Here is a 25466-nt window from a genome sequence, read left to right on the forward strand (position 1 = left end):
AACATGCCAGAAAGCTGAACGACCAGTGGGGCGGGCAACCCGCCCGCCTTTCTTCATAACAGAATCGAAGCTGTCTTTTCTATATTAGCTAAAACTCGCCGCGCGCGTGCGAATTGCGCGGATCATCGCCTCCAGCCCCTGAGAACGCGACGGCGTCAGGTGCTGTGCCAGCGCCATCTGCTCAAACCATGGACGTACATCAAAGGTCTGCGCATCTGCGGCGGTCATACCATCGTAAAGGATAAACACAATGGCAATCAATCCTTTAACGATTGCGGCATCGCTATCACCCTGCAGCGTGATTCGCCCCTGTGCGTCACGCCCTATTGCGATCCACACCTGGCTTTGACAACCCTGAATGCTGTTTTCCGCCATATGCTGTTCCGGGCCGAGCGGCGACAGTCGTTGTCCTAACTCAATGATATAGAGATATTTCTCTTCCCAGTTGGCGCAACGATTAAAGTTGCGCAAAAGTTTGTCTCTGTCTGGTAAAGCCGCCATCGTTGGCTCCCTGTTATCCCAGTAAACGTCGAATGCGCTGTAGCCCGGCCACGAGCCTGTCGACTTCCTCTACGGTGTTGTACATTGCCAATGATGCCCGGCACATGGCGGGAACCTGATAAAATGCCATTAGCGGCATCGCGCAATGATGCCCCGTGCGGACGGCAATACCGTAGTTATCGAGGAAACTCCCCACGTCGTAGGCATGGTGTTTGCCGAGGTTAAACGCAATCACCCCCAGCCGATTAGCCGGGCCGTACAGATGCAGATCGGGAACGTTGGCGAGCGCATCCAGCGCATAGCGCATCAGCGTCTGTTCATACTCGCCGATGGCCGTCAGCCCTAACCTACTCACGTAGTCCAGAGCTGCCCCGAGGCCAATAATCCCCCCGGTATTCGGTGTGCCGGCCTCAAATCGCCACGGCGCTTTTGCCCAGGTGGTGCCCTCCGTCAGGCTGACGGTCGCAATCATTGAGCCGCCGCCTTCCCACGGTGGCATCGCCTGGAGAATATCCGCTTTCACGTACAGCGCGCCAATCCCCGTCGGCCCGTACAGCTTATGGCCGGAGAACGCGTAAAAGTCGCAGTCGAGAGCCTGCACGTCAACCGGGTGATGCATGACCGCCTGCGCCCCGTCCACCAGCACCTTAGCACCATACTGATGGGCCAGCGTAATCAGCTCCGTCAGCGGATTTTCGGTACCCAGCACGTTCGATACCTGCGTCACCGCCAGCAGACGCGTGCGTTCATCAAACAGCTTCGCGGCAGCTTCCAGCTGCAAGGTGCCATCGGCGTTTAACGGGATCACCCTCAGTTCGGCACCGTTTCGCGTGCAAAGCATCTGCCACGGGACAATATTAGCGTGATGCTCCATCTCCGTGATGACGATGTTATCGCCCGCTTCGACGTTGCGGGTCCCCCAACTGTTGGCCACCAGATTAATCGCTTCAGTGGTTCCACGTACGAAGACAATCTCCTCAGCGCTAGCTGCATTGAGGAAATGAGCTACCTTCTGGCGCACCTCCTCCATCCGTTGCGTCGCTTCTGCGCTGAGCGTATGGATCCCGCGATGAACCGCAGCGTAGCCGTGGCGATAAAAGGCGGCTTCCGCGTGGATCACCTGCTCCGGTTTTTGCGCGCTGGCGGCAGAATCAAGGTAGGCCAGCGGCTGGCCGTTCACTTCACGCGCCAGTACCGGAAAATCGCTTCGCACCTGCTGTACGGAAAAGGTCATTGCTTACCTCCAGACAGACGCTGCCCAATCCGCGCCAGTACATACTGTTTTAGCGGTTCGAGGGGGATAGCGTCCGTGAGCCCGGCGGCAAACGCGTAGAGGATTATCTTTTTCGCTTCCTCCAGCGCCACCCCGCGCGAGCGCAGATAAAAGAGTTGTTCATCATCGATGCGACCGACGGTCGCCCCGTGGCTGCACTTCACATCGTCAGCATAAATCTCTAGCTGTGGCTTGGTATCCACTTCCGCCAAACGCCCCAATAGCAGGTTGTTATTGGTCATCTGCCCGTCGGTTTTAATCGCATTCGGCGCCACGGTAATCACCCCGTTAAACACGGCGCGACCTTTGTCACTGACGATGGTTTTATGCAGCTGGCGGCTATTACAGTAGCCTTTATTGTGCTCAAGCCAGGTACGGGTGTCGCACACTTCAGTGTTGACCGGCATCGACAGGCTGTTGACCCGTAGCGTGCTGTTTTCGCCGTTCAGCTGCGTGCTGGTGTGGTGACGAGTGACCGCCGCCCCTAACAGGAAACAGTGGCTGAACGCCGAGGCATCACGCCCTAAGCGCAGATCGTTATGGGCAAAATGGTAGCTCTGGGCGTTTTCAAACCCCAGCTTGAGGTGCTGAAGCTGGGCATTATCGGCGACCTCGACGGTCAAACGAGAACCCGTAAAGTGGCGCGTTTCGTTCAGGCTGACGTACTGCTCAATCACCGTGGCCTGCGCCCCGCTGTCGATTTGTATGTGGTGGCGATAATGTGCGGTGTTCATCTCGTCGCTCGCCAGACCACGCGTGATATGCAGCAGCAGCAGCGGTTTCGCCGGATGCTGGTGACGGCGTACCCTAATATGCGTCACGCTAGTCGCCAGACTTTCGGTCAGATGCAGGAAAATTTCGCCATGCACGGCTTCCGGCAGCGATTGCCGCTGGTTATTCACCGTCACCTCATAGCCGCTGTCCGTAAGGTCATCGCTCAGTCGCGCATCGAACTGTCCGTCGACAAACACCAGCCGCCAGGCATCCAGCGCCAGCGCGTGGGCATCACGGTCGGCGGCCGTCAGCGCAGGCAATGCGGGCGCCACGAATGTGCTGGTCAACAGTTTATCTAATGAGGTGTATTTCCAGTCTTCGTCTTTGCGCGACGGTAACCCCAGCAGTTTTACCTGTTTGAGATGTTCCTGCGCCTGCGGTGACGTTTGGCCACCGCGCGCCTGAAACAGCGCATGCCATTGTTGCAGCGCGCTACTGCTGTTCGCTAAGCCAGCCATAGCCCTGCTCCTCCAGTTGTTTCACCAGCGTGAAGTCCCCGGATTTCACGATACGCCCTTGATACAGCACGTGGACGACATCCGGCTTGATATAGTCAAGGATCCGCTGATAGTGCGTGACGATAATAAAAGCGCGTTTACCGTCGCGCAGGGAGTTCACCCCTTCGGAGACAATTTTCAAGGCATCGATATCCAGCCCGGAGTCCGTTTCATCCAGGATACACAGCGACGGCTCCAGCACCGCCATCTGTAAAATATCGTTGCGCTTTTTCTCACCGCCGGAGAAGCCGACGTTCACCGAGCGCGTCAGGAGATCCGCCGGCATTTTCAGCAGATCGATTTTCTCTTCCATCAGATCCTGAAAATCAAAGCGATCCAGCGGTTCCTGTCCGCGATGCGCGCGCACCGCGTTGAGCGCGGTTTGCAGGAAAAACTGATTGCTGACGCCAGGAATTTCCACCGGATACTGAAACGCCATAAAAATGCCTTCCCCGGCACGTTCTTCCGGCGACATCGCCAGCAGGTCTTGACCTTTGAAAGTCACTTCGCCGCCTGTCACGGTATAATCTTCACGCCCAGCAAGCGTGGCTGAGAGCGTGCTTTTCCCCGAGCCGTTCGGCCCCATGATGGCGTGAACTTCGCCCGGGCGCACGTTCAGGCTCACCCCACGGAGGATTGCTTTATCATCAACCGAGACCTGTAAATCTTTGATACTCAACATATCGTTTCCCTTAATACTTAACCGACGCTGTGTTCAAGGCTGATAGCCAGCAGTTTTTGCGCTTCCACGGCGAACTCCAGCGGCAGTTCCGAGAAAACATCCTTACAAAAGCCATTCACGATCATCGAGATAGCATCATCTTCACTAATCCCGCGCTGCAGGCAGTAAAACAGCTGATCTTCGCCAATGCGCGAGGTGGTCGCCTCATGCTCCAGCTGCGCGCTGTTATTGCGACATTCCACGTAAGGGAACGTATGCGCGCCGCAGTCCGGGCCGATGAGCATTGAGTCGCACTGGGTGTAGTTACGCGCGTTGGTGGCGGTTGGCATGATTTTCACTAAGCCGCGGTAGCTGTTCTGGCTGTGTCCGGCAGAGATCCCTTTCGAGATAATGGTCGATTTGGTGTTTTTACCGATATGGATCATTTTGGTACCGGTATCCGCCTGCTGATGCCCGCTGGTTAACGCTACCGAGAAAAACTCGCCGACGGAGTTATCACCGCGCAGAATGCAGCTCGGGTATTTCCAGGTGATCGCCGAGCCGGTTTCCGACTGGGTCCATGACATCTTGCTGTTTTCGCCTTCACACAGCGCGCGTTTGGTCACGAAGTTAAGGATCCCGCCGTTATTGTTGTCGCCGGGGAACCAGTTTTGTACGGTCGAGTATTTCACTTCCGCGTCTTTATGGATGATGACTTCGACTACCGCGGCGTGCAGCTGGTAGCTGTCGCGTACCGGTGCCGAACAGCCTTCGATATAGCTGACGTAGCTCCCCTCATCGGCAATCAGAATCGTGCGTTCGAACTGGCCGGTCTTTTCCGCGTTAATGCGAAAATAGGTCGACAGTTCCATCGGGCAACGCACGCCTTTCGGGATATAGATGAAGGTACCGTCAGAAGCCACCGCTGCATTTAGCGCGGCAAAGAAATTGTCGTTTTCCGGCACTACCGTACCGAGATAGCGTTTCACCAGCTCGGCGTGGTCATGAATCGCTTCACCAAAGGAACAAAAAATGACCCCATGCTCAGCCAGTTTCTCTCGATAAGTCGTCGCCACCGAAACGGAATCAAAAATGGCGTCAACCGCCACCTCTTTGCCTTCACGTACCGGTACGCCTAGCTGATTAAAGGCGGCTTCAACTTCGTCGGTCAAAAAATTACTGGCGCCCGGCTGCTGTTGCGCACCGGGCTCCGAGGCGCAGCTATCGTCGCAGTTGCCGCACGAAGGTGCTGAATAATAGCTGTAGTCCTGATAATTTAACCCGGTGTAGTGCGCTTTTAGCCAATGTGGCTCTTCCATCTCCAGCCAGGCATGATAAGCCTTCAGGCGGAACTCCAGCATCCACTCCGGTTCATTGCGGCGCGCAGAGATCGCCCGCACCACCCCTTCGTTAATACCAGTTGCCAGTTCGTCAGTTTGCAGATGGGTAAAGAACCCTTCTTTATAGTTCAGCGGGCCACCGGCCCAGGTCTGGACATCGTCAATTGCGTCAGTATTACGCGTCATTATGTACCGCCTATACCCCGAAGCTTTCGCCGCAGCCGCATTCGTTCTGCGCCTTCGGGTTATGATATTTAAACAGCTGATTCAAGCCTTCGCGCACGTAATCCACTTCGGTGCCGTCAAGAAACGGCATGGCGCGTAAAGGGACCCACAGCTTCGCGCCGTCGAATTCAAACAGCAGATCGTCTTTATCCGGTTCACTTACCGCGTCGAGCACATAACCAAACCCCGCGCAGCCGGTTTGTTTCACCCCGAGCCGCACGCCCTGAATCCCCGACGGCTGCTCAGCCAGTGTTCGAATATGCGCGGCGGCGGCAGGCGTCAGCGTTACACCGCGCCAGGTTACGTCGTTAGGATCGAAGGTTCCTGAATGCAAATCCATAGGTCTACCTCATCAGTGAAGCCTCAAAAAGGATAACGCTATGTTAGTGATAATGATTATCACTTCAACCCGCGTCGGGTGGGGTTATTCCACGCCCGTCCGTGCAATGGGGCCTTTTTATAAGCATAGACCCTGCGCTCAGCGGCGAATGAGATAGATGTATTTTTACAATGCTTTGAAAAATAATGGATTTGTTAGGAGTGATAGGTATGTTCAGCGAGGAAGATAAAGATGCATAGCCAATGCCTATTTATTTAATTGATTTTGGCGTGTTCAGTGAATCAAGGGGTTAGAGGATAATCAAAGAGTTAGCCTAAACACTGTATGGACACACATGGACATATGCGGACATTTTGCTGCCCCAAACAACACCCCTGAATGCTGATTTGCCCCCATTACGCCCCCAAAAGAACGCCACAACCTGGCCATTTTCAGATCATCACCCTACTGTTCTTATTCTTGTCCTGGGATTTATCTTCCATTTAATATCGGGGTTGAACATTGCACCAGTAAGCACAGTATCATTAACTCGTCGCTACTACTTCATTAGCAGTAACGAACCTGATTTCAGATACCACTCTATTCAAAATTCAGTTATTAGATTTTAGGTGAATTTTGTTTTACAGTTTCATAACTTATATAATTATGGTGTTACCCAACCTTAGAATCATACCAGCATTAAAGCCACTTGTTTTAGAGGGTTATCTATGTTTTATCATTTGAGGAGTTATCGCCACACAGGCCCTACAAATTGAATGAACAGAAAAACACTACCACACTCATATTAAAAATCACACAGCATCACCCTTCCAAATTAAATATAAACATCCATTAGTGCAACATTAAAGACCAGTCAACATATCACACACTTCAATAATATTCATGGAATCGTCTAATGGACTCCTTTTCCTCAAGGTATTCAAAACCCAAAAGACGCACTTTGACATGATTATAAGACCACTCACTCTCATTCCTTACAATAATACTCCCTGGTTCGAAGCATAGTCCTGATGCTGCCCGGACAATCGCAAATTTATCATCACCAAACTTTACCCGATGGATACAAAAACTTTGTTGTCTTTCTCCGAAAAGACAATTTTCAATTATAACCCCTTCAATAAAAACAGCTTTCTTGGCTTTCATAATCATTACCTCTACATACGTCACATGAACTTATGCTTATGATTTATAGGCCATAGCAATGCGGACCTCATCCACCTATGCACCGACATTCTGATGGCCTGAATAATAGCCCGCAGCTAGGACATTCAAGAACTGCATCTTTTCGCATTTTTCCGGCCTTCTGATTTGCCTTGCAGGAACATGCGGGGCAAGTCACATTAACCGGTCTTTCCTTAAAGTGCCTTAGTCCATTTGAGTAAGTCATAAATTAATTCCCCGAAGGATGATTCCATTTACTATACGCCTTTACTCACTAAATCACTGCCAATATATTTCATTTATAAAACATTCGCATAATACAAAGGGAAGCGTGAGTCATTTATGGTATAATACCCTTCCGTGAGAAATTTATAATGAAATCAGAAGACACCCTCGATTGGTACCCAGCACAGTTGCCACCAGTTAAACTTATCCTCGGTGAAGCTGTGCTTGCCGTTGGAAAACAAGGTAGACCGATTAACACCCGAACACTGCTTGAGTACTTGCAAGTTATGCAGGAAAAACAAAAAAGAAGAGATGATAAGGTTGCGATGAAAACCGCAATTGATGTTCTCAGAGACAATCAGCGCATTAACGGCAGACGTTAATGCGCATTAATTCCTGAATCAATTCTGAATAATTTCGACTGCATGGGATTGCCCATCATCCATTAACGGAATTCTGTCATCAAGCAGGAGTTTCCCATCCAGAGTGACCCGGTATTCCCCAATACCGCGTGATACTATTATGTGATACTGACTGCCGCCATATTGGTATGCCATTGAAAAAGATGGCCAGTTCACCGGTAATAGAGGGTGAACGGTAAGGACAGAACCATAACGTTTTATCCCCAACAGTTCCTCAGTCAACAGACGGTATGCCCAACCTGCAGAACCGGTATACCAGCTCCATCCCGCACGGCCTGTATGTGGCGCAACACTGTATATATCAGCGCTCATGACATACGGTTCCGCTTTATACTTTTCAACTCCAATAGCATCCTGGGTGTGATGTATCGGGTTGACCATAGACCAGAGTTGCCAGGCGCGTTCGGTATTACCCATTCGGGCAAATGCCATGATGGCCCAGATGGCACCATGCGTATATTGCCCTCCGTTTTCTCGGACACCTGGCAAATAACCCTGGATATACCCGGGATTCATACCGTGTCCATCGAAAGGAGGTGTTAACAGTTTGATTAGCCCAGCCTCATTATCTACCAAATGCTTGTCCAGTGCTTGCATAGCAATAACTCTACGGGCCTGGCTGGCAACCCCGGATAACACCGACCAGCTTTGCGCGATAGCATCAATTCGACAGTCTTGCGAACCTTTTGAACCCAGAGGAGTGCCATCATCAAAATACCCTCTCCGATACCATTGGCCATCCCAGGCGTTGGCTTCCAGGTTTTTTTCAAGGCTCGCGGCCTCTGAACGGCACATTGAAACAACAGAGTCATCCTGTCGCTGATCTGCAAGCGCAGCAAAGCGTTGTAAAATCTCGTACAGGAAGAACCCCAGCCACACGCTTTCACCTTTCCCTTCTATTCCAACGCGGTTCATCCCATCATTCCAGTCGCCAGCCCCCATAAGTGGTAGGCCATGCGGCCCAAACTGCAAGCCATGCTTAATGGCCCTAACACAATGCAACCAAAGTGTCTCCTCAGTACCACTTATGACAGGCGTATCGTAAGCAGACTCTTCACCAGGTCGGAGTGGGCGACCTTGCAGATAAGGGATATTTAATTCCAGGATTTCTATGTCACCTGTCGTTTCGACATAGTGGCAGACTGAAAGGGGGAGCCAGAGATAATCATCCGAACAGCGAGTTCGCACACCATTACCGTGCGGCGGATGCCACCAATGTTGCACATCCCCCTCAACAAATTGCCGCGACGCACACAACACTATCTGCGCGCGCATTCTTTCAGGATCTGAATGACTAAGCGCCAGTGTATCCTGTAGTTGATCGCGAAAACCAAATGCGCCGCCAGACTGATAGTAACCGCTACGCGCCAAAAGCCTGCTGGCAATTGTCTGGTACAGTAACCATCCATTAATCAGTAAATCCATGGAATTATCTGGCGTAGTAACCACTATTTTATCGAGTACATTACGCCAGTAACGGTGAACGTTATTCAGTTCCTGACGTACTGAATCCTCATTGAGATAACGATTGATTGTTTCCTGAGCCAGTCTATGATTTTCAGCGACACCAAGGACAAAAATGAACGTTTTCTGATCACCATCAATTAACGTAGTTGCTGATTGCACCGCGGCGCAGGGATCCAAACCCGCTCCCGTTTTACCCGAAAGTCTTCGCTGTCTCATCACATCCGGTTTTTGATATGAACCATTCCGACCGATAAATTCACGACGATCACCTGTTAACGAGCAATAAAGCCCACTAACGGCAAAGAATGCCGTACGTTCACTACCATTAGATCCATAAAAATTGTTGGCGATAACTCCACAACCACCAGAAATGTTAGCTGAATGCGTAACGATGTGAGGAACCGAGCGGGTTCGTAGATCACCTAATGTCCACTCCACATAGCCTGTGACAGAGAGTTTACGTGTTCGTCCCGAATTGTTACTGAGAGTAAGGATGGCTAGTTTTACAGGATCTTTCTCCGCTACAAGTACCGTCAACTCACTATCTATTCCGTTCTCACGATGGGCAAACACGCTATAGCCGAAACCATGACGGGTAAGATAATCACCGTGGCCCCGAACGGGTAATGTCGTTGGTGACCAATACTTACCGCTTTCCTCATCACGCAGATAAAATGCTTCACCGCTGCGGTCACTCACCGGGTCATTTTCCCATGGCGTTAACCGGTATTCATGGGCATTCTCATACCAGCTATAGGCTTGTCCGGACTCAGATATAACGCTTCCGAAGCTCATGTTAGCCAACACATTGGACCATGGTGCTGGTGTCGGCTCGTTTTCCCTCAGGACAATCTGATACTCCCGGCCATCCAGCGAAAAGCCTCCGACCCCATTGAAATGTATCAACTGATGAGTATCCGGTGTCCAGTCTGTATGTTGATTAGCATCTTCTGCAGAGTGCGGTATTAATTGTCTGGCGACGGATTTTAATGTATGAACGCGTTGGTTGAGTTGTTCGCTAAGCCCCCCTGCACGATCATCAAGGTACAGGCACGCCACACTCATCAGAAGCAGTTTATCTTCCGCAGACAAATGTTCACCATTACGAACAAAAATCCCCCCAGATTTATCCAGCAGAGTAGCTCCCGACCTGGCGTATATTAAATCCATAATCTGGTTTTGTAAGGCCTGTTGGTAGCCGCCTGGGCTTTCATTCATGATAACCAAATCAACATCCAGCCCTTTTAGCCGCCAGTATCGATGCGCCTGAATAAGCGACGCAACTGAAGCGATCCCTTCTTCACTGGTAATACTGAGCAATACAATCGGCAGATCACCTGAAATCGCCCATCCCCACAATCCTGACTGGCCTCGCCTGTTGCGACTGATAACATTGCCATCCGCTCGCAACTCCTGGCAGGGATAAAGCACAGCACTGGCAAGACGATTAAACAACGAAGCATCATCTTCATTCGCATTCATCTGGCGTAACACCACCAGGCTGTGAGACCAGGCCAGTTCGAAAATGCGATCAGCGATGGGTTGATCACGATATTTTTCCAGAAGAGCTAGGCTTCGCTGACGGTTTTCACTAATGCCATAAACAATATCAATAGTGACAGCTTGTCCCGGTAACAACGTGATCGCATGGCGTATAGCCAGTATTGGATCCAGCACAGCCCCCGACGTATTACTAAGTTTCCCATTTTCGCAGATTTTCAGCGCATCCAAAGGTGTCCTGCCGCGCCCTAGAAATTTAGCCCTATCAGTTTCAAACGAGATATTCTTACTTTGATTACCATGTACAACCACCATATGGAACATACATGGGCTATGTTCGTCTGGAGAACGAGGACGACGGTGACACAAGATAGCGTCGCTTTCAGGGTTAATCTCAGTTTGAATAAATAAATTACTAAAAGCTGGATGTGCCTGATCACTGGCGTCGGGTGCTAACACCACTTCGGCATAAGTTGTTAGTTCAATAGTTCGAGGCCGTTTTCCTCTGTGTGTCAGCGTAAGTCTCCGCAGCTCAATATCATCTTCGGGGGAGACTACAACCTGAGTTCTGACACTTAGAACACCGAATGTACGTTTGTATTCAGCGCCTGCATCGGTAAAGATCGCTTCATCGCCACCATCAGCTTCTTTACCCGTTGGATGCCAGGTATTACTCCATACCTCTCCTGTTTGCGAATCACGGATATAGCAAAACGCCCCCCAGTTATCACGGGTCGTATCACTGCGCCATCGCGTTAGGGCAATATTGTTCCAGCGGCTATAGCCACCGCCGCCCGCGGTTAGCATTAGATGATAGTGACTGTTGGACAAGAGCTGAATTTCAGGTACCGGGGTATCAGCACCGGCGAAAATACGCGGCTCATAGGTTACAGGTTTGACTCTCCCTTCATGAGATTCAAAATGCCGACGAGGACTATAGAGATCGACCGCATCCGGCACTCGCTCCTGTAAGAGCAGACTTGCCGAACGAAAGGCGGTGCTGGACATAAATCGTTCTGTCATAGGTGCATTGAGTAGCACATGAGCCAATGACTGAAACGCCATTCCCTGATGATGAGCCATCCAGGACTGTACTACAGCATACAGTTGTCCGGTAGCAAGACGTGAAGGGGTATAGTCTAAGGCCTCATAAAAACCGTATTCCCCGCGAGCACCATTTTTTTCCAGACTGCTAAGGTTCTCACAGGCTTTATGAGGGGATATCATTAATGCCAGTAAGGTTGCATATGGGGCTATAACTATATCATCGGCCAGCCCTCGCCGAAGACCGAGTCCAGGAACACCAAATGCCTGGTACTGATAGTTATGCTGAACATCAAAAGCGTGATATCCCGATTCTGACACCCCCCATGGCACCCCTCGCTCCTGGCCCCAGCGTATCTGACGCTTAACAGCTGACTGACTCATTTCATCAAGAAGACTACCGGGCCAGGCAGGCATAACCAGATTCGGCATCAGATATTCAAACATTGAACCACTCCACGACATTAGCGCGGTTTCATGGTCAATGGTGGTGAACAGCCGTCCCAGTGCATACCAGCTTTTTTGCGGTAATTGATTTGTCGCGATGGCGAGGAAGCTGGTTAGACGGATTTCAGATGGGAGAAGATCGTAATGACTTTTATCTGCTGTATTAGTATCGCAGTTGTAGCCAACACTGAGCAGACTGGTCGACTCGTTGTACAGAAAAGCAAAATCCATTCTCGCATGATCGGCCAAACGTTGTTCAAGTTCAGTGATAATCTTCAACCGCATACGAGCCAGAGTAGTCACTGATGCAGGAGGTGTTCCTTCGCCACTGTAACTCGCACGAGCAAGCCAGGCCAGCGTAGGCAGTTGCGGTTCACTATATGACGGAGGTAACCAACCAAGCAGATGGGACCATTCATGACAAAGCTGCACCAGTTGAGATTCCAGACTCCTTGTCCACCGCACCACAATGATGCTCTCCTGAACACTTTGTGTTGTCAGATGGTTGCACTGGGTTCGCATTTTTTTGAGTTCGCTGAACAGTTGCGCTGGGGGCAATGATATTGCATTCAGGCAATGTTTACGCAGTAGACGCAGACCAGTTGGCGCATTGCGGCCCCAATGTTTTTCAAGAATAATCAGTGTATCGTTCAATCCAGCGAGTATCCGTTCGCTGCTTAAAACCGGCTGACAACGCATAGCCAGGAGACCTTCTCGTAGCGTCAATAAATGGCCAGCCATATTTCCACTATCAACACTCGAAACATAGCGTGGACTGAGTGGAGCTAGCGTTCTGGTGTCATACCAGTTAAAAAGATGTCCCCGGTAGTGCTCCATTTTATCCAGCGAATCCAGAGTAAGCGTCACTCGCTCTAACACCTCTCCGCCCGGCAAGTAACCAAAATCCCATGCAGTCAGGTTGGCCATCAAAGATAGTCCGATGTTTGTAGGCGAGGTGCGATGCGCGATAGTTGGCTGCGGAATTTCCTGGTAATTGTCTGGTGGAAGCCAGTTTTCTTTAGCGGTGACAAACGTTTCAAAAAAGGCCCAAATCTCCCGGCTTGTCTGACGCAGCAACTGCTTCTGTTCCTGATTAAGTAAAATTGCCTTACGGTCTGGCTGTCTGCTTAACCAGCTCAACAACAATGGTGCCAGACACCAAAGAATACTGGCAGGCACTGTTATCGCAAGCAGTCGTGGTGCCAGATGAAAAGTCATCATCGCCAATGTCACACCAGCCACCACGTTCAGCCACATTGCCCGATAAAAATAACCTACAGAAACATTTGGTTGCTTACAGTCGGTATTGTAAGTAGTCCACTGAATGAGGTTACGTTGACTGACTCCAAGACGCCAAATGGTCACAGCTATTGCATATAATGAGTATCCAGCCTCATGTGGCAGTATGACAAAATTGAGTCCGATACGGGAAAAACGTTTCAGCGCCCCTACCGCAACAAGCGTAATATGATGCAGTAAAGAACGGCGGAGAGGTTTATGTAGAAGATCGTGGATGACGCTAAGTACAGCCGGTAATAACCATACCAACGCCAAAGCACCTAGCCAATAAAACGGATTAGGAACCAAAAATAATGAACAGAATATAAGCAACAGTAGTGAAGGTGCCACTAAACTGCGGCGTAAATTATCAAATAACTTCCATCGGGAAAGCAGTGACAGTGGATTTCTATCCCGACTTCCATCCGCTTTTCGGACATAAGGTCTCAGCCAATTAAGCAGTTGCCAGTCACCACGTATCCAACGTGTACGCCGCATAACATCTGAAAGATAGTTGTTCGGATATTGCTCGTAGAGCAACACCTCACTGAGCAGCCCAGAACGAGCATAGCATCCCTCAAGTAAATCATGACTGAGTACCAGATTATCTGGACAAATATTGGTAGTAGCCTGAACAAAGATATCAACGTCATAAATACCCTTGCCTACGAATGAACCTTCACCGAAGAGGTCCTGATAGATATCTGAAGACATCATCGAGTAGGGATTATTACCCGCCACACTACTGCGCATCGCTGCATAACGCCCCTGCCCGTTACGTGGCATTTCTTCTGCCAGCCCTGGCTGTAGAATCCCATATCCTCTGACAACTCTCTGCCGAACCTGATCATATTCAGGTCGGTTGAGAGGATGCGCCATCGTCGCGACCAGTTTATGCGCTGTGTCTCGTGGTAAAAGGGTATCGCTATCCAGCGTAATGACATATTTAATATAGCCGGGCAACAAGTTCGCTGGCATATCTACCACAGTAGCAAATTGAGTAGCAGGATTACGCAACCAATTGTTAAGCAGTGCGAGTTTTCCCCTTTTCCGTTCATAACCCATCCAGATTTCCTGCGTGGAAACCCATTCCGGTTGCCGATGAAGAAGATAAAAACGTGGACGGCTGGTAGGGTAGCGTCGGTTAAGACTCTCAGTTTCCGCGATGGCTAAACTGAGCAACACACTATTTTCTGGCGGATTTTCAACAGCAGAATCAGCAAAATCGGTAAGAAGAGCAAAGCGGAGGTTTTCGTTTTGATTTCCCAGCCAACAGACTTCAAGACTGGTAAGGAGTTTACTTATGCTTTCATGGCTTGTAAGCATGCAAGGGATCACCACCATTGTCGCGCAATCAACTGGAATTCCAGAAGAAAAATCCATACGTGGTAGCGGTCTGGGAATTCGGAAACGGGTGGTCGCGTCACTCAGTAGGTCACTCATTAACTGACTAATCACCACTATAAGCGGCAAAGCTAATACTATTAGTACCCAGCCCATTCCCTGCTGAGCTGTTTCGTGCAAAATATTGGCTGTTACTGCTGTTGTCAAAAGACCTAAACTTCCAAGCCACGATAACAAAGGTATTTTATTGAAACTATGTCGCAGACGTATAAATCCTGATGTATCAGCTGACAATATTACTTCCAGTTTCTCACGGCCTTCACCAGCCAAATAATAACCAATGTGGTACCCCGGATTACCAGGCTCATTCTCTAGTGAAAGTGCCAACACCCTATTGGCGACTTCTGGTTCACTGAAGCGGCTATCTCTGGCCAGAACTTCGATGACGTGACGGTAATGATCCCGTGTATCAAAGTGCATACAGGAATAGATTCCAGCAGGATCAAGACGTAAAGCCTGCTCCACTACACTAACCGTCTCAGTAAAATCTTCCCAGTTTGTTTCACTTAACAAACGCAAACCCGCGATACTATTGCTCACAGAAAGTTGGTTGGCAGCAAGTTGTTGATTAAACCTGTGAATCAGAATTTCAGCTGTAACGCCCTGTTCAGCCAGACGCTGGTCAACCCAGGTTAGCGGAAGTGCCAGAGCATTACCATGCCCCTGTAGCCGGCGTACCATTTCTGCGACAAATGCGTTGCTGAGTGGAGGTTGTGCGCGAGCCATGTCGGCAACTACCAGTATTAAATCTGCTGGAGTGTTCTCTGCACATTCGAAAATCCTCGTTATCCACGTATCTGCCAGGCTGCGATCTCGTTGGGCTTTAATCACTTCCATACTGACACGCCGCAAATTTTCGATTAAAGATAGACGTAACATGCCTGGTAGAGCCCAGACCTCACCTAATGTTAGCGGAGTAACCTGTTGATAGGCAGCAATATAACTAGTCATACTTGCTACGTCCCAACGCCCATCGCCATGAGTAATAGCTTCAGATGCAATATCGTAAATACGCGGACAATAATGAGGTGGAGCAAGGGATGGAAGCCCCTTACCAAAGCTTTTAGGTAAGTGCTGACGGACGATTCGGATTTGCTCTTCTAACAGATAATAATTATCCAATAGCCATTCGCCCGCAGGCATGATGCTCATTTTTTTTCCAGCATTGAGCTCGTAGCAAATTTGGGTAATTGCTAGTTCATTATCCTCAAGTCGTTTGAGAAGATAGTATGGTAGCTTACCCGGTGACAATTTATGCGTACGCGCCAATTTCTGCCCATAACGCTCCATTTGAGGCGTCGAAAAAAGCTCTGACCGCAAACTATTGTCACCAGTAGGATCATTAGCCGGAAACGGCACTTTCCCGGACTTTTTCGTAAGAATAAACGAGCGGTTAAACCACGCTCTGGGATTCATTTTCATATCGTTGCTCTGATGCGGCGTTAACGCGCAGGAGCAGTTGCGAAATCAGTTCAGAAACGTTCTCTCAGGATGGGCGTGAGGCATCAGGGATTTAACAGCTGCCAGTGATTATTTAAGTATAGGGCACGGGCCATTGTAGGAATCTATCGAGTTGGGACAAAAAGGGCTTTGCATCCCGGGCATATCATTGCCTGCTTTAACCGAATCTTTGAAGCTGGTTGTGGCGATTTCAAACCACAGACGGGACACGTGATAGTAGAAGGTATAGATGTACCAGCGATGAGTTTCATTGTGTAATCGAGAATTGACATGATGATTAACCTTTCAATGAATGTTTTTCAGTGTATCACACCTGGATGAGTTTTAATCAGTTTTCATCGGAGATTAAGTGGTCTGCCCCCTAGCATAATTTGTGAGGTAAATATGCTAGTATCTATATCTCTCCACACTTTTTGAGATAAAGAGGTTGCTATGTCTGGCGGGTACTGGGGTAAAGGTAACAATCCTTTTTTCAATTATGATTACGAAGCTGCATCCCAAGACAGAGAGCTGCATAGACTCAAAGACTCTGCTCATAAAGAAAAACTTGAGCATGAGTTAAGCATCTCTTCTTTAGAAAATGAACTAAATGTAATTTCAAGAAAAAATCTCTTTTCAAATGCAGAGAAAGAAAAACGTCTTGAAAACATGAAAGATGGTTGTTTCAAATTGGCAATTCGCTCTAACATTTTTCAGCGTACACTCGCAAATCTAATGCAGAAACATCCTGAACTTCAGGAACTGATAATAAATGAGTTGAAAGTACAACATGACCATTGCATGAGTGATAGTTATCAAAAAACATGGTCACAGTGGGCTTATGACTTTAAGAAAAACCCTAACCACTATGATGCTTATTTCACTTTCCCATTCCCATTAAGTGAAGAACCTAAAAAATAAACATTTTACCTTGTCAAACTTAATCAATTATTTCCGGAGCGCCCCAGGGCTGCCAGGGTTCGACAGTATGGAAAGTGATTGCGCTGTTCAGCGCTGTGATATTAATCATTGTGGCCGTATGGGCCACTCGACATCCGGCGCAGCGTCCAGTTCGAGCGCATCCAGCGCTTTCACATACAACCGCCAGGCGATTAGCTTTTGCTTATCCTCGTCACTAATCAGCCCTAGACTCAGATCCAAAATCCAGCCAGCCATTATTTTTTCAGCTTCAGCAATAAGGTCATGAAGTCTTGATTTCGCCTCCGTGACATCATCAGCGTGAGTACGGATGTATGGCGCGTCTGGTATCCATTCCTCGCTTTCAGAATCATAAGTCGCGAGGCCTCCGACGAAGTTGCCGTCAACCTCCACCATCACAGTGTCACCACCCCATAGTTCTGGCGAGAAACCATACGAGCGGTGATCACCTTTCCAGACATAAATAATCATGCTGTCACCTTAAATACATGAACGCGATATGGGGCTGTGGTGGTGTTGTTTAAACCGATACCTGCACTGCCACCGTTGGAACCGCCAGATAACGGATCGCAACCAATACGATAACTACCAGCCTGAACAATGATGCCTTCGTCCCCTTTAAATGACGCAGTAGTACCGAAGGAGCCTGTACTTGGGTTGAATATCATCCCTGGTGACATCCAAACATTGTTGACGAAAATCTCAATATAACAAAGGACAGGAGTTCCCATTCCAAACGGGTTGGTCAACACCACTCGCTGACTTGTCGTGATATTACCCGCTGGGGCCAATAGCGCGTAGCCTACCCTCGTGTCTAAATCAGCTTTAGTTAATAAAGGGCGGACGGTAAATCCACGTGATCCTGCGGTCGCATATGTACCCACGTAAACATACCAACGGCGCCCAGTTGCAGCGCCTGATAATGGCTGTTCATAGACATCAAGCATTGCGTATGCAGATGACATACCTGCTACTTTCGCAACCAGACGTCCTGAATTTGGCAATTCTGTTGGGGCGTTAACCATATTACTGGCATCAAGCAACCATGATTGACCTGATTGCATTAACGTAGTCTGCCAGTCGAAATTGGTGGTTACTGGTTGTTGAATACCAAAACCAAGATCGTTAAGTCCAAGTCGTTGCCGCCCCAATAACTTGCCGGAATCATCGTCGGAAAAAGCTAACACGTTTCGGGTGTAGAAACTCCTCGCCCCCGGAGCTCCAACCAATAAGACCTCTGTGATTGTGTAGTTCGCCCCACCGACGGTGTCCGGAACAATTTGTACGCTCGTTCGCGTCGCTGACGTCTTACCTATTGCGGTAATTATCAATCCAGTACCCGCCGTGTAGGCAAGGCCAACAGGAACATTGGTCATGTTACTCGCGCTAACACGAACCGATTGCCCGGTCTTAAACTCTATCTGTTGCCAGTCGATTGAGGTAATAACGGGCGTCACGTCAATGCCCAGGCCAATTTCACCGATCGCGGTATTGGCTAGTGGAATAACGTCGTCGGAAGTCCAGATTTGGCGTGCTTTAAAGCTCCGACTGCCAGGATTACCACTCGTTCGAATATCGTATTTCCGATAGTCATTGATCGTACTAGTCGAGAACCACAACTCTACGTGCCGCGTGACACTTACCTCATATCCGACAACGTTGATAATACATTGCAGTGCGGTATTTGACGGCAGTACTACCCCGGCTGGTACGTTTGTCATAGCGTCTGTGCGGACAAAGTATCTAGCACCGGGCACAAAATCAAATGTCTGCCAGTCCAGCGCAGCCAACGCGGTGCCAGTCCCGCCAATACCTAATGCTGATAAGTTACCAGTCCTGGATACAACAGAGAGCCACGAGGGTCCTGTGTAGCTGGAGCCATCGGCCATTTTAATGGTTACATCGCCGTTCACTTCCAGCAGCTGATACCAGTTATCAATTTCCAGAACACGCTGACGAATAGCGTAGGCTGTATCCGCTGCAATCTGTGCACTGATGCGGTTCAGAGTGTCCCGGGGCATTGCCGTCCATGCCCCAGCAGACACCGTTGGGCCGTTGTAGTTTCTTGCGAGAGTCAGTGCGGTGCCGGTCTCAATTGTTTTAACCGGCAACGTATATGTCACACCACCAACCGTCACAACGATAAAGTCACCAGCAACCAGTTCGTTATTAAATGCGGTTCCGCTGCCCTTTACGGCCGCGGAGTTGTTTGTCAGGGTTAGGGTTCCTGCGCTCATGAATTCCTCACGTTATTCAAATTTGGACTTGTGACTGTTGCCGCCTCACGCTATGACAACCCTTCCCGAGCGGCTGGCTGCAACCCTTGTCCCTGAGACCTGGTACTGGAATTGAGTTTGAGTACTTCGTGGAGTTTTAACCGCCATCCTCAGGTAGACCTTCGCCTCCCTTGTGGCTGTTGCCGGGATGGTATAACCACTAAGATTGATTGGTGAAACCTGCCCACCGTTTGTGTACGAGTAGCCAACCTGTTTGACGGCAGTCCCGTCCTCAAGCACCAGTTCAAGTATGATTTCAATATATTCAGGGGAATTAACGCCTCGCAGGACCATATCTGAATCAATAACTCGCTCAAATAATTCACCGCTATAAGCGTAAATGTTGTAGTAATGCCAGGAGTTCCAGTTGACGGCGACGGCAGTTGGCGAGATGGTGCGCGGGTTCATTTGTAGTGCATAGATATCCCCCTCAATTCTGCTGGCGTACACGGTGCCTTTAAACCATCCGTCAGTCCCGTATATCGTCCCGCGAATCGTCATGTTGTTAAATTCTGCGTCGCCATTCTTGTCAATATTCCATCCTGCTTCGCCGGGAATCCAATTATTGGATCGGATGTACTGACCAATTTTCGCATTGGTAATACTCGCATTCCGAATAAATGCCTCACTCATGAAGACCTGCCCGTTAATCACTGCAAACGGTGAAAACTGAGCATCCCCCTCACCGCTCAACAGAACAAACTGGTTTGCGTTAAACGCGATCCGGGTTACCACTGGTTGCCCCGTCTCCGCTACAACAGCAATAGACATCCCTGCGCCGTAGTACACACCATTGAGCCGAACGCCAGCCTTTAGGGTATGAATCGCCGAAGCTCCATCAGCGTCAACCACGGCAGTCAGCTTGTCTTCCAGCGTCGCCGTCATATTGCCGAGTTCAGCCTGCACGGTAGTCGACAGCTCGGCCATCGCCTTATCAACGGTGGCGATAGTTGTTTTGACCACCAGGATGTCTGCGCGAACTTCACCGTATTGCGCCCACTGATGCTCAATCGTCGCATTGTTCGCCAGTGCGTTCTGTAGGATCCCTTCGATGTTCTGGTCAATCTGACTGGTCAGCGCGTCGCCGTCTTTCGAGGTCAGGAAATCACCAGCAATATCGCCCAGGTAGTCATCGGCGTTGTTATTGGCCATTCCCCTGATCCAGGTCGTCCAGTCGCTTTGATTGCCAATGCGGTCAACTAATCGCGCCCGGAACCAGAATTCTTGTCCTGCTTTCAGCCCTAACTGGGTATATATGTGTTGAGGGTAAGGGACACCTGCAAGCAGCAGCGGGTTATCGCCATTGCTATTCACTGAATACTGCAGTTCTGTTTGAAGAGTATCGCCACTATCTGCGGGGAAAGACCAGTCAAGCTGAATACCCCAATTGATAGCGGTGGTGCGCAGCCCAACAGGGATCGGTACATCACCAGTTCGCCCCTTAAGGTGCGTTAATGCTGAAGTTGCCCATAGGCTGGATGCACCACCTGAGTTAATGGCCCGGACACGTACGAGATAATCACCTTCAAAAACATCTGGCACTTCAATATTTCTAAGGCCAGTATCGGGAAGGTTAATCCACTCATTATCTCCGCGACGCCACTGCACACGATATGAAACAACATCAGGTTTAGGTTTGCCGTTTTCATCAAGCGGGGCATCCCATGTCGCAACCAGAGTAGCGGCGCGCTGCCCCTGACGCACAGAATCGTAACTCGACACACCAACATTACCTGGTTGAGCAACAACACCAGTCGGTATCAGGCTGATAGGCGGTGTGTCCAGACGCGCATTGTTATCGACGGCATCATATTTCGAAGAGTTGTACTCTGCGCCGGTGATGCTGAAGGTGTTTTCCTCGTCATTGAACGCCAGATTGGTCACACGGAAATACTGCAAGCGCAACTGCCCGGCATCGATCACGAACACGGCGTTAGGCTGCGGTTGTGCAGTGAAAGGCGTACTCACTACAAGTTGTGCGCAGTTGACTGTCTGGATAACTCGGCTTTCAACGATGCCACCCAGAGTGCGGATCATTAGCGTATCCCCAGCCACCGCACTAGTACCGCGGTCAGTCGTTACCGACCTCAGCGCAGCATCGTAGGCAACAACGCGGCCACCGTAAACTCTGCCAGACAGGCGCTCATCAGCAAAAGCAAACACAGTGCCAGGTACGTAGATGTACCCGTCCAGGCCGGTCTGAAGCGTGATTATTCTGTCTAGAGAGTTCGAATATACCGCCCATCCACCGCGCCGCTGAGCTTCGCTCTCTCGAGTGCAGCCGATAGCTGTCAACTGCGTCTGTTTGAACTTAAACTGCTTCACCAGTTCAGGGAACATGACCGCCGTTGTTCGGTCCTGGTAGTGGTTATCCGGGTCGCTGAAGTTAATCAGTGCGCTTGAATAGCGGTTTTTCTCGCTGCCGCTGGAATACGTAGGTTTCCCAACAACGGAGGCGCGAGTAAGGATTTGCAACTTTGACGTATCTGCTGGCATATCTGATATGACGTTGAACATGTTGCTGCCCCAAAACGTCATACCATTAAATCCTGCCGCTATGTCCTTGATCACCTGCCAGGCGTCAGCCTGGGCCTGGATATAAACGTCGAACATAAAGCGAGGCTCTGTACCATCGCCGCCTTTACCGTCCGGTATTTTCTGATCACAGCGCTGGGCGATACGGTAAAGCTCCCATTTATCGAGCATATCAATGGTTACACGACGCCCCAGCCCAAACCGCGGCTCAGTGAGAACATCAAACCAAATCCATGCAGGATTATTCGTCCATCCCCATTTGAATGTGCCATCCCAGGTCCCGACATATGTGCGCGCTACCGGATCGTAGTTTTGCGGTATTCGGATGATTCGTCCTTTTGGCTTGCACGAAATTTTGGGGATATTGCTGAATGATTTGGCGTTAAACGACACATACAGCAGCGCAGTATGCGGATAACGCAGACGGGCATCGATGACTTCAGTGATGGCCTGCACCTGGGTTTTGTTCTGCAGCATCGCGCTAGTGCTGTCGGCTGTGTCGCGAACAACGCGAATCTGCCAGCCGGTTGTGGCTTTAGGTAAATTGATACGGTGCGTTAGCTCATAAAGCGAACTCAGCTTCTCCGTGACCGTTTTGGTCATTACGGTGCTGTACGCACCGCCATCAACGGCTAGGTCGATATGGTACCTGACTGTCGTCCCAACAATATCGCCGTCATTCTCCTGCTGCTGCAGGCCGGTAATACCGACACGCACCAGTACTGCATCAATCTGCGTGTTGCTGATTGCTCGCGTCCATGGTGCAGCCTTCGTCAACGGAACCCCAATGCTGGTTTCATTTTCGACGGCTGGAAAGCCAGGGATTGGCTCCTGGACCTGAGTACCAGGGCGGAAATCCCATGACACACTATCAAAGTTCATGGAACCATCAGTATTGCCCAACGGTGTGCCGTCCAGGAAGATGCGTGTGGCATCCAGTCCGCCAGCAAACTCCCCCTCACCCAGCGCCAGCAGCATGCGGCAGCGCGCCATTGACTGAGCTGAATCAGGCTGTTCTACAGGCGAGTGCTGCTTCTGACTGCCGCCCTTTGCACCAGTAATCGTTGCCATATTGCATCCATAAAAAAAGCACCCGAATGGGTGCTAAGTGATGAGTGGGAAGCTGTTAAATATCCTCAGCCACGATCCCTGCGCTGATAATGGCGCCGCCGATCTCTCTTTCGCCGTACAGAGCAGCGACAGGGTTGCCCATCGCCAAGGTGTTTACTGAACCGCCGAACGCGTAGGAAGGTTTGTTGTCTGGATCGTCGCGACCCTGCAAGCCTTTAGGCTGGGGCGACAGCATCTGGAAGATGCCCCCGGCCATCATGCCAATACCGGCCGAAACCATACCAGCACCAATAAGGCCCGCGCTCCCGAATGTCATACCGGTGACAAAGATACCTGCTACGACCATCACGGCTCCGAGAATTGTTTGAAACAACCCCGCCTTTTTCGCACCTTCCATCACTGGCGCGATACGGATATCACTGTCACCGGCCAGCTCTTTGAAGTCCTCGACACCTACGTTACGTTTCCCGCGGAACACCGCAAACGTCATGCCGTTTTTTTTTGCGTTCATCAGGTAGCTTTCCATCCCATCCAGATTAATGCAGAGCGCCTTCACGGCTTCCACTGAAGTCTGCACGGCCAACTTATGCACCCTCCCAAACCGGACTCCCAGCGCGCCATAAAGTCGGATCGTAGTTAAACGCGCCATGGTTTAATCTCCCGCGGTAGGTTTTTATGGCGGACGCAAATCATCGTCCTGTCTTTGAAGTAGCCGCGTGAGTACGGAGTGATGCAGGAGGGTTGTCCGTAGAGGTGATGAAGCAACTCGCCTTCTTCTGTAATGATCCCCGCGTGATTCCACTTGGCAGATTCAACCTGCATGATGACCATGCAGCCTGGCACAGGGTCGCATTCGACAAAACCTTCTTTCTCCCAGTTATCGAAGTAGAGGTTGTCAGGATACTGGCTTTCCCACCACGGGAAATCGACGCAGAAATCGTTGAGCGTGACGCCCTGAGTGGCATGCCAGTCCATGACCAAGCCCCAGCAGTCGTGAGAGCCCAGAATGAACGGACGCCCGATAAGCGGTATGGCATCTGGCGTGATTTCGGCATATTCATCACAGTCCGGAGCATAGATGCCCCATACAACACCTGACTGGTTGCATTGCTGGTGATCGAGGTCTGATGGGATGGCCCTAGCCCCATCACCAGGGTGTGAGTGAATGACTCGAATAATGGTTCCTGCATCCTCGGCATTTGCCCAATGCTCACCATCAATACGGAAGTGCTCAGTTGGATTATCGTGGCTGTTCGATACCGGGATATAACGCTGACGCCGCCCTGACTGAATGACGAAGCCGCAACACTCACGCGGTGACTCCTCCAGCGCATGCGCCCGGATGGCAGCCATTATTGTTTTATTCATATTGATGTCCGATTATCGGGAAAAAAGCACGGTTGCGGGGAAGCCGCCAAAATCGAGAACGGCGGTATTCGGCTCCGCCAGGCCAGCGCCAAATCGCTTACGACAGTCGCTAAGGCAACCACCGCATACGTCCAGTGCAGGGTCTGCGACTGCATTACCTTTCGCATCGAAATACGCCGTGCCGTTGTAGGTGCAGCCATCGCCGCTGCGATATTGCCCGCGCAATGCCCACTCACAGAGAGATGTGATCTGCCGGGATGGGATCACGAGGTTCTGCAAATCCGCAGGGCTACTGAGTGACCACGTAACCACCTCATCATCCTCGGAAGTTTTGGTGTCCAGCCAGAAGGTCTGAAGAGTGAACATTGTCGGGTCAGCGGAAGGATTGGTGCTGCCAGGAAAGTTAGCCGCATCAAGGTATACCGCATAGGTATCGATGATGCTCACCTTCGCATTCACCATATCTTTGAACTGCAGGCAAAGCGCAGTGATGTGCCCGTCAAGGTTAGATACGCTCAACTTTGGTTCTGCGGCCTGGTCGGTAGATAATGCGAGGTCTGAAATCTGGAACGGCCAGAAGTCGAAGGTTTTACTATCCCAGATAATGGGTTTTGGGCCGAGTTTACCCTCATCGCCGGCGGACGCATCAATCTCCGCCGGAGTATGGGGGAAAGGCGAATAGTGGAAGCGATGCACGCCACCGCTAAACTCAGAGGCATCAACCTCGACCAGGCGGACTCTGCCTCCCGGAGCCAGCATTGCAGCTGTATCAATCAGTGCTGTCATGCTCCACCTCAGGCATAGACGCCATAAGCGCGCTTAATCGTGAATGTCAGCTCAGAGAATTTGCTGCTGAGTTGGTTTTTACGTACAGAGTCTGGCACCACCCGATACAGCCCAATCTCCTCGCCAGGCGGCGTGATGATGAATGCCTTAACGGTATGCGCCAACAGGAAGTCGCGGACCGCGTTAACTTCCGCCTCTGTTCCTGCGTGCTTCATCTGGACCTGAATGGCGGTGGAGTTAATGCCGTTCTCAGCAACTTGCTCGTAGCCGTCGCCAAACTGCGCCGCCCGCACCGTCTGGCTGTATTCAACTGCGCCAGCACCAAGTTGCGAGTGCCAGTTGTAAGTTTCAACTGCCATATTTCCCCCATAAAAAAACCCAGCCTAAGCTGCAATGTCGATCAGTTAAGGATCGGTTGACCGATCCTTAATCTGCGGCACTATAACGGCTTCCATAACAGGGAGCCGTTTTCTTATGCCACTTCTCAACGAC

General features: G+C 50.3%; 19 protein-coding genes. 2 read left to right on the forward strand and 17 right to left on the reverse strand.

The genetic code is table 11. The annotated features are described in order from the left end of the window. Positions 1-84: 84 nt before the first annotated feature. From sufE to ABOC97_RS24020, 8 genes are all read right to left on the reverse strand, one after another. Positions 85-501, reverse strand: a complete 417-nt coding sequence (gene sufE, locus ABOC97_RS02100) for a cysteine desulfuration protein SufE (protein WP_349593447.1) — start codon at positions 499-501, stop codon at positions 85-87. Between the two features lie 13 nt (positions 502-514). Next, the gene (sufS, locus tag ABOC97_RS02105; RefSeq protein WP_349593449.1) at positions 515-1735 is read right to left on the reverse strand and encodes a cysteine desulfurase SufS; all 1221 of its coding nucleotides are present in this window, start codon (positions 1733-1735) and stop codon (positions 515-517) included. Beyond that, positions 1732-3006, reverse strand: coding sequence for a Fe-S cluster assembly protein SufD (sufD, locus tag ABOC97_RS02110; protein WP_349593451.1), 1275 nt, complete (start codon positions 3004-3006; stop codon positions 1732-1734). Before sufD ends, sufS begins: the two co-directional genes overlap by 4 nt. Next, positions 2981-3727, reverse strand: coding sequence for a Fe-S cluster assembly ATPase SufC (sufC, locus tag ABOC97_RS02115; protein ID WP_349593454.1), 747 nt, complete (start codon positions 3725-3727; stop codon positions 2981-2983). Before sufC ends, sufD begins: the two co-directional genes overlap by 26 nt. A 17-nt stretch (positions 3728-3744) precedes the next feature. Beyond that, the gene (gene sufB, locus ABOC97_RS02120) at positions 3745-5232 is read right to left on the reverse strand and encodes a Fe-S cluster assembly protein SufB (protein WP_349593457.1); all 1488 of its coding nucleotides are present in this window, start codon (positions 5230-5232) and stop codon (positions 3745-3747) included. 10 nt (positions 5233-5242) lie between these two features. After that, on the reverse strand, positions 5243-5611 hold the full coding sequence (sufA, locus tag ABOC97_RS02125) for a Fe-S cluster assembly scaffold SufA (RefSeq protein WP_349593459.1): 369 nt from the start codon (positions 5609-5611) through the stop codon (positions 5243-5245). Between the two features lie 870 nt (positions 5612-6481). Further along, on the reverse strand, positions 6482-6754 hold the full coding sequence (locus ABOC97_RS02130) for a hypothetical protein (protein ID WP_349593462.1): 273 nt from the start codon (positions 6752-6754) through the stop codon (positions 6482-6484). A 67-nt stretch (positions 6755-6821) separates the two neighbouring features. Further along, positions 6822-6998, reverse strand: coding sequence for a YnfU family zinc-binding protein (locus ABOC97_RS24020; RefSeq protein WP_459253812.1), 177 nt, complete (start codon positions 6996-6998; stop codon positions 6822-6824). Between the two features lie 148 nt (positions 6999-7146). On the opposite strand from ABOC97_RS24020, the gene ABOC97_RS02135 reads away from it, so the two are divergent. Beyond that, positions 7147-7380: a hypothetical protein gene (locus tag ABOC97_RS02135; RefSeq protein ID WP_349593464.1), complete on the forward strand. Its 234-nt coding sequence runs from the start codon at positions 7147-7149 to the stop codon at positions 7378-7380. Between the two features lie 18 nt (positions 7381-7398). Here ABOC97_RS02135 and ABOC97_RS02140 read toward each other — a convergent pair whose 3' ends face one another. Together ABOC97_RS02140 and ABOC97_RS02145 are read right to left on the reverse strand one after the other, a co-directional pair. Next, positions 7399-15981, reverse strand: a complete 8583-nt coding sequence (locus ABOC97_RS02140) for a GH36-type glycosyl hydrolase domain-containing protein (protein ID WP_349593467.1) — start codon at positions 15979-15981, stop codon at positions 7399-7401. Between the two features lie 143 nt (positions 15982-16124). Continuing rightward, positions 16125-16292 carry a YnfU family zinc-binding protein gene (locus ABOC97_RS02145; RefSeq protein WP_349593470.1) on the reverse strand — a complete coding sequence of 56 codons (168 nt, stop codon included), beginning with the start codon at positions 16290-16292 and terminating at the stop codon, positions 16125-16127. Between the two features lie 160 nt (positions 16293-16452). On the opposite strand from ABOC97_RS02145, the gene ABOC97_RS02150 reads away from it, so the two are divergent. Beyond that, positions 16453-16920 carry a hypothetical protein gene (locus tag ABOC97_RS02150; protein ID WP_349593473.1) on the forward strand — a complete coding sequence of 156 codons (468 nt, stop codon included), beginning with the start codon at positions 16453-16455 and terminating at the stop codon, positions 16918-16920. A 105-nt stretch (positions 16921-17025) separates the two neighbouring features. Here ABOC97_RS02150 and ABOC97_RS02155 read toward each other — a convergent pair whose 3' ends face one another. The 7 genes from ABOC97_RS02155 to ABOC97_RS02185 are packed head-to-tail and all read right to left on the reverse strand — an operon-like array spanning position 17026 to position 25333. Continuing rightward, positions 17026-17409 (reverse strand): tail fiber assembly protein, encoded by a 384-nt coding sequence (locus tag ABOC97_RS02155; RefSeq protein ID WP_349593476.1) that lies wholly within the window; start codon positions 17407-17409, stop codon positions 17026-17028. Further along, on the reverse strand, positions 17406-19175 hold the full coding sequence (locus ABOC97_RS02160) for a hypothetical protein (protein ID WP_349593479.1): 1770 nt from the start codon (positions 19173-19175) through the stop codon (positions 17406-17408). The genes ABOC97_RS02155 and ABOC97_RS02160 overlap by 4 nt, the downstream gene beginning before the upstream one ends. 45 nt (positions 19176-19220) lie before the next feature. After that, on the reverse strand, positions 19221-22820 hold the full coding sequence (locus tag ABOC97_RS02165) for a TipJ family phage tail tip protein (protein WP_349593482.1): 3600 nt from the start codon (positions 22818-22820) through the stop codon (positions 19221-19223). Between the two features lie 55 nt (positions 22821-22875). After that, positions 22876-23469 (reverse strand): tail assembly protein, encoded by a 594-nt coding sequence (locus tag ABOC97_RS02170; protein ID WP_349593484.1) that lies wholly within the window; start codon positions 23467-23469, stop codon positions 22876-22878. Further along, positions 23457-24188, reverse strand: a complete 732-nt coding sequence (locus tag ABOC97_RS02175; protein ID WP_349593487.1) for a C40 family peptidase — start codon at positions 24186-24188, stop codon at positions 23457-23459. The genes ABOC97_RS02170 and ABOC97_RS02175 overlap by 13 nt, the downstream gene beginning before the upstream one ends. Positions 24189-24200: 12 nt before the next feature. Further along, the gene (locus ABOC97_RS02180; RefSeq protein ID WP_349593490.1) at positions 24201-24974 is read right to left on the reverse strand and encodes a phage minor tail protein L; all 774 of its coding nucleotides are present in this window, start codon (positions 24972-24974) and stop codon (positions 24201-24203) included. A gap of 8 nt (positions 24975-24982) precedes the next feature. Then, entirely contained in the window at positions 24983-25333 is a 351-nt protein-coding gene (locus ABOC97_RS02185; RefSeq protein ID WP_349593493.1) for a phage tail protein, read from the reverse strand. Between the last annotated feature and the right edge of the window lie 133 nt (positions 25334-25466).

Source organism: Kluyvera huaxiensis, from assembly GCF_040149365.1.
Lineage (GTDB): Bacteria > Pseudomonadota > Gammaproteobacteria > Enterobacterales > Enterobacteriaceae > Kluyvera > Kluyvera intermedia_A.